General features: G+C 69.4%; 4 protein-coding genes. 1 reads left to right on the forward strand and 3 read right to left on the reverse strand.

The window, feature by feature from the left end; genetic code table 11:
* Positions 1 to 41: 41 nt before the first annotated feature.
* The 3 genes from hemW to lepA all read right to left on the reverse strand — a co-directional run bounded on the left by hemW (position 42) and on the right by lepA (position 5,285).
* Positions 42 to 1,283, reverse strand: coding sequence for a radical SAM family heme chaperone HemW (gene hemW, locus AOK00_RS34770; protein WP_055604120.1), 1,242 nt, complete (start codon positions 1,281 to 1,283; stop codon positions 42 to 44).
* A 60-nt stretch (positions 1,284 to 1,343) separates the two neighbouring features.
* Entirely contained in the window at positions 1,344 to 3,221 is a 1,878-nt protein-coding gene (locus AOK00_RS34775) for an AMP-dependent synthetase/ligase (protein WP_055604121.1), read from the reverse strand.
* 198 nt (positions 3,222 to 3,419) lie between these two features.
* A complete protein-coding gene (gene lepA, locus AOK00_RS34780) occupies positions 3,420 to 5,285 on the reverse strand; it encodes a translation elongation factor 4 (protein ID WP_055604122.1) in 1,866 nt (621 codons plus the stop codon).
* A gap of 184 nt (positions 5,286 to 5,469) precedes the next feature.
* Here lepA and rpsT point away from each other — a divergent pair, with 184 nt between their 5' ends.
* Complete coding sequence (rpsT, locus tag AOK00_RS34785; protein ID WP_030317512.1) at positions 5,470 to 5,736, forward strand: 30S ribosomal protein S20; 267 nt, start codon at positions 5,470 to 5,472, stop codon at positions 5,734 to 5,736.
* Positions 5,737 to 6,047: the final 311 nt, after the last annotated feature.

A 6,047-nucleotide genomic window follows, 5' to 3' on the forward strand; every position in this document is an offset into this window, starting at 1 on the left:
GGGCCGCCCTTCGGGCGACGCCGGGAGTTCGACGACGCCCCCTAGTCCACGAGGTCCCGCACCACCGCGTCCGCGAGCAACCGTCCGCGCAGGGTCAGAACGGCCCGTCCCGCGGCGTACGGCCCGGCGTCGAGCAGCCCGTCGGCGAGGGCCTTGCGGGAGGCGGCGAGGCCCGCCGGCTTGAGGAGCGACAGCTCGACGCCCTCCTTGAGCCGCAGCTCCAGGAGCACACGCTCGACTCTGCGGTCCTCCCCGGAGAGCAGCTCCCGGCCGGCCCCCGGAGTCTTCCCGGCGGCCAGCGCCGCGGCGTACGCACCGGGATGCTTCACGTTCCACCAGCGGACGCCGCCGACGTGGCTGTGGGCGCCGGGGCCCGCGCCCCACCAGTCGGCGCCGCGCCAGTACAGCTCGTTGTGGAGGCAGCGCCCGGCCTCGGAGGTGGCCCAGTTGGAGACCTCGTACCAGTCGAAGCCGGCCCCGGAGAGGACGTCCTCGGCGATCAGGTACCGGTCGGCGTGGACGTCGTCGTCGGTCATGGGGACCTCGCCGCGCCGAATGCGCCGCGCCAGCTGCGTACCCTCCTCGACGATCAGCGCGTAGGCGCTGATGTGGTCGGGACCGGCCCCGATGGCCGCGTCGAGGGAGGCCCGCCAGTCGTCGTCGGTCTCACCGGGGGTGCCGTAGATCAGGTCGAGGTTGACGTGCTCGAATCCGGCGGCCCGCGCCTCCCCGACGCAGGCCTCGGGGCGGCCCGGGGTGTGCGTGCGGTCGAGGATCTTCAGGACGTGCTGCTTGGCGCTCTGCATGCCGAAGGAGATCCGGTTGAAGCCTCCGGCCCGCAGCTCCGCCAGATAGGCCGGGTTCACGGAGTCGGGGTTGGCCTCGGTCGTCACCTCGGCGTCGTCGGCGAGCCCGAACTCCTCGCGGACGGCCCCCAGCATCCGTACGAGGTCACCGGCGGCGAGCAGCGTGGGCGTACCACCGCCGACGAAGACGGTCCGCACCGGCCGCGGGTCGTCGCCGAGCACCTTCCGGGCGAGCCGGATCTCCTCGACGACCTGCTCGGCGTAGTTGTCCCGGGAGGCGAGCACGCCTCCGGTCCCCCGCAGCTCACTGGCCGTGTAGGTGTTGAAGTCGCAGTACCCGCAGCGCGTCGCGCAGTACGGCACGTGCAGATAGAACCCGAGGGGCCGCTCCCCCGCCCCTTCGAGGGCGTGCGGGGGCAGCGCCCCGTCGTCGGGAACGGACTCACCATCGGGCAGTACGGAAGGCATGAGCCCCATTGTCCCGTACTGCCCGAGGTGAACGCCCGGCCTGTGGACAACCTCTCCACAGGGGTGGGGTCAGGACTCCCGCGACCCCGCGTACATCTCGTCGATGAGCCCCTTGTACTCGCGCTCCACCACCGGCCGCTTCAGCTTCAGGGACGGGGTCAGCTCGCCGTGCTCGATGTCGAGGTCGCGCGGCAGCAGGCGGAACTTCTTGATCGTCTGCCAGCGCTGGAGGCCCTCGTTGAGGCGGTCGACGTAGCCCTGGACCATCGCGACGGTCTTCGGGTCGGCGACGACCTCGGCGTACGACTTGCCCGCGAGGTCGTGCTCGGTGGCCCAGCCGAGGATGGTGGGCTCGTCGAGGGCGATCAGCGCGGTGCAGAAGTTCCGGTCGGCGCCGTGGACGAGGATGTTCGAGACGAACGGGCAGACGGCCTTGAACTGGCCCTCGACCTCGGCGGGCGCGATGTACTTGCCGCCGGACGTCTTGATCAGGTCCTTCTTGCGGTCGGTGATCCGCAGGTAGCCGTCGGCGGACAGCTCGCCGATGTCACCGGTGTGGAACCAGCCGTCGGACTCCAGGACCTCGTTCGTCTTCTCCGGCAGGCCGTGGTAGCCCTCCATGACGCCGGGCCCGCGGAGCAGGATCTCGCCGTCGTCGGCGATCCGGACCTCGGTGCCGGGGAGCGGCTTGCCGACGGTGCCGGTGCGGTAGGCCTCGCCCGGGTTGACGAAGGAGGCGGCGGACGTCTCGGTGAGTCCGTAGCCCTCCAGGATGTGGATGCCGGCGCCGGAGAAGAAGTAGCCGATCTCGGGGGCGAGCGCGGCGGATCCGGAGATGCACGCACGCAGGTTGCCGCCGAAGGCCTCGCGGATCTTGGTGTAGACGAGGGCGTCGGCGACCTTGTGCTTGGCGGTGAGGCCGAAGGGCACGGAGGCGGTCCCGGTGCGGCGGAAGTTGTCCTGGCTGGCCTTGGCGTACTCGCGGGAGACGCCGGCCGCCCACTGGAAGATCTTGTACTTGGCTCCGCCGGCGGCGCGGGCCTTGGCGGCGACGCCGTTGTAGACCTTCTCGAAGATGCGGGGCACGGCCGCCATGTAGGTCGGCTGGACGACCGGAAGGTTCTCGATGATCTTGTCGACGCGGCCGTCGACGGCGGTGACGTGTCCGACCTCGATCTGGCCCGAGGTGAGGACCTTGCCGAAGACGTGGGCGAGCGGCAGCCACAGGTACTGGACGTCGGCCTGCGTGACGAGACCGGTGGCGGCGATGGCCTTGGCCATGTACGACCAGTTGTCGTGCGGGAGGCGGACGCCCTTGGGGCGGCCCGTGGTGCCCGAGGTGTAGATGAGGGTGGCGAGCTGCGTGGCGGTGATCGCCGCGACCCGCTCCTTGACGGCCTCGGGGTGCTTCTCCAGGTAGGCATTGCCGCGCGACTCCAGCTCGGCGAGCGTGAGGACGAACTCGCCGTCGCTCTCCACCCCGGTGGCGTCGATGACGACGACATGGCGGAGGTTCGGCAGGTCGGCGCGGCGCTCGACGGCCTTCGCGAGCTGGGCCGCGTCCTCGGCGATGAGGACCCGCGACTCGGAGTCGGAGAGGATGAACGCCGACTCCTCGGCGTTGGTCTGCGGGTAGACCGTGGTGGTCGCGGCGCCCGCGCACATGACACCGAGGTCGGCGAGGATCCACTCGACCCGGGTGGAGGAGGCGAGGGCGACCCGCTCCTCGGAGGCGACGCCGAGGTCGACGAGGCCTGCGGCGATCGCGTAGACCCGTTCGGCGGCCTGCCCCCAGCTGAGCGACTTCCAGTCGTCCGGGCCGGCCCCGGAGGCGGCGGGCACCGGGTAGCGGTACGCCTCCGCATCCGGAGTCCGCTCGACGCGCTCAAGGAAGAGGGTCGCCACGGAGGGCGGCCGGTTCTCGATCTGGGTCTGTGTGTCGCTCACGACGTCCTCCGGGCGGCGGCGGTGCCTTCTGGTGGTTCGTAACTAACTGGCGAGTAACCTTTGAGCCGGGATCAGAGTAAAGGCCCGAGGTCCGGCGCGTAAGGGCCTGCAGGGCGCCGCTTCATAACGAACGGGCCCACGCGCGCGTGGCGCGTGGACCCGTCGTCCGCACAGGACAGCTGCGTGGGGCGCCCTGGTCTACTTCTTCTTCCCGGAGGACTCGTCGCTCGACAGAACGGCGATGAAGGCCTCCTGAGGCACCTCCACCGAGCCGACCATCTTCATGCGCTTCTTGCCTTCCTTCTGCTTCTCCAGCAGCTTCCGCTTACGGGAGATGTCACCGCCGTAGCACTTGGCGAGGACGTCCTTGCGGATGGCGCGAATGGTCTCCCGGGCGATCACCCGGGAGCCGATCGCGGCCTGGATCGGCACCTCGAAGGCCTGCCGCGGGATGAGCTCGCGCAGCTTGGCGACGAGCCGCACACCGTAGGCGTACGCGGCGTCCTTGTGGGTGACGGCGGAGAAGGCGTCGACCTTGTCGCCGTGCAGCAGGATGTCGACCTTCACCAGGCTGGAGGCCTGCTCGCCGGTGGGCTCGTAGTCGAGGGAGGCGTAACCGCGCGTCTTGGACTTCAGCTGGTCGAAGAAGTCGAAGACGATCTCGGCGAGCGGCAGGGTGTAGCGGATCTCGACCCGGTCCTCGGAGAGGTAGTCCATGCCGATCAGGGTGCCGCGACGCGTCTGGCACAGCTCCATGATCGCGCCGATGAACTCACTGGGGGCGAGGATCGTGGCGCGTACGACGGGCTCGTACACATCGTTGATCTTGCCCTCGGGGAACTCGCTCGGGTTGGTGACCGTGTGCTCGCTGCCGTCCTCCATGACCACGCGGTAGACCACGTTGGGGGCGGTGGCGATGAGGTCGAGACCGAACTCGCGCTCCAGCCGCTCACGGATGACGTCCAGGTGGAGGAGACCCAGGAAGCCGACGCGGAAGCCGAAGCCCAGCGCGGCGGAGGTCTCCGGCTCGTAGACCAGCGCGGCGTCGTTGAGCTGCAGCTTGTCGAGGGCCTCGCGGAGGTCCGGGTACTCCGAGCCGTCCAGCGGGTAGAGGCCCGAGAAGACCATCGGCTTCGGGTCCTTGTAACCCCCGAGGGCCTCGGTGGCGCCCTTGTTCAGGGAGGTGATCGTGTCACCGACCTTGGACTGGCGAACGTCCTTCACACCGGTGATGAGGTAGCCCACCTCGCCGACGCCGAGACCGTCGGAAGGCGTCATCTCCGGAGACGAGACACCGATCTCCAGCAGCTCGTGGGTGGCGCCGGTCGACATCATCTTGATGCGCTCGCGCTTGTTGAGCTGCCCGTCGACCACTCGTACGTAGGTCACGACACCCCGGTACGAGTCGTACACGGAGTCGAAGATCATCGCGCGGGCGGGCGCGTCGGCGACACCGACCGGGGCGGGAACGTCGCGGACGACCCGGTCGAGCAGCGCGTCGACACCGACACCGGTCTTCGCGGAGACCTTGAGGACGTCCTCCGGCTGGCAGCCGATGAGGTTGGCCAGCTCCTCGGAGAACTTCTCCGGCTGGGCGGCCGGCAGGTCGATCTTGTTCAGCACGGGAACGATCGTGAGGTCGTTCTCCATGGCCAGGTAGAGGTTGGCCAGCGTCTGCGCCTCGATGCCCTGGGCCGCGTCGACCAGCAGGATCGTGCCCTCACAGGCCGCGAGCGAACGCGAGACCTCGTACGTGAAGTCGACGTGCCCGGGGGTGTCGATCATGTTCAGGATGTGCGTGTTGCCCTGACCCAGCCCCTCGGTCGGCGCCCACGGCAACCGGACCGCCTGGGACTTGATCGTGATGCCGCGCTCCCGCTCGATGTCCATGCGGTCGAGGTACTGGGCACGCATCTGCCGCTGGTCGACCACACCGGTCAGCTGGAGCATCCGGTCGGCGAGCGTGGACTTGCCGTGGTCGATGTGCGCGATGATGCAGAAGTTGCGGATCAGAGCCGGGTCGGTACGGCTCGGCTCGGGCACGTGGGTAGGAGTCGCGGGCACGCAGGGTCTCGTCTCGGGGCGATGTCGGATCGATACGTAGGCTCCATGGTCCCATGCCCGTCGGCCTGCGCCCGGTTTGGGCGGGCACGAGAGTGGCTGATACTGTGGACAGCTGTGTCTCGTGTGCCCTCTCAGCCTGCGAGACGCATCCAGAAGGAACATCGAACCTGTAAAGGCTCTTTTCGTGGCGAACATCAAGTCCCAGATCAAGCGGAACAAGACGAACGAGAAGGCGCGCCTGCGCAACAAGGCCGTCAAGTCCTCGCTCAAGACCGCGATCCGCAAGGCCCGCGAGGCCGTCGCCGCGGGTGACGTCGAGAAGGCCACCGTGGCTTCCCGCGCCGCCTCCCGCGCGCTCGACAAGGCTGTCTCGAAGGGCGTCATCCACAAGAACGCCGCCGCCAACAAGAAGTCGGCGCTGGCCACCAAGGTTGCCGCTCTCCAGGGCTGAGCTCTGATGTAACCGGCCGCACGGGATCCAGCGGGCCCTCTCTCCCGCTCCCACCCGGCCACCCAGGACTCGCACGCGGACGCGTTCGCCACGCGGGTGCGAGCCCACCAGCTCAAACACCAAAGGCCCCACCACCTCCTTCCCCAGGAGGGGTGGGGCCTTTGGCGTGCGCACGGGAAGAACCGGCCGAGGGCCATGGACGGGAAGGCCGGGGCACTGACCCCAGGCGATCCGGGGGCGCGGCCCCCGAGGACACCCCCGAGGCCCAGGCGGGTCGGGGGGAGCCCCAACGAGGCGGGGCGGGGCCGCGA

Source organism: Streptomyces aureus (assembly GCF_001418135.1).
Taxonomy (GTDB): Bacteria; Actinomycetota; Actinomycetes; order Streptomycetales; family Streptomycetaceae; genus Streptomyces; species Streptomyces aureus_A.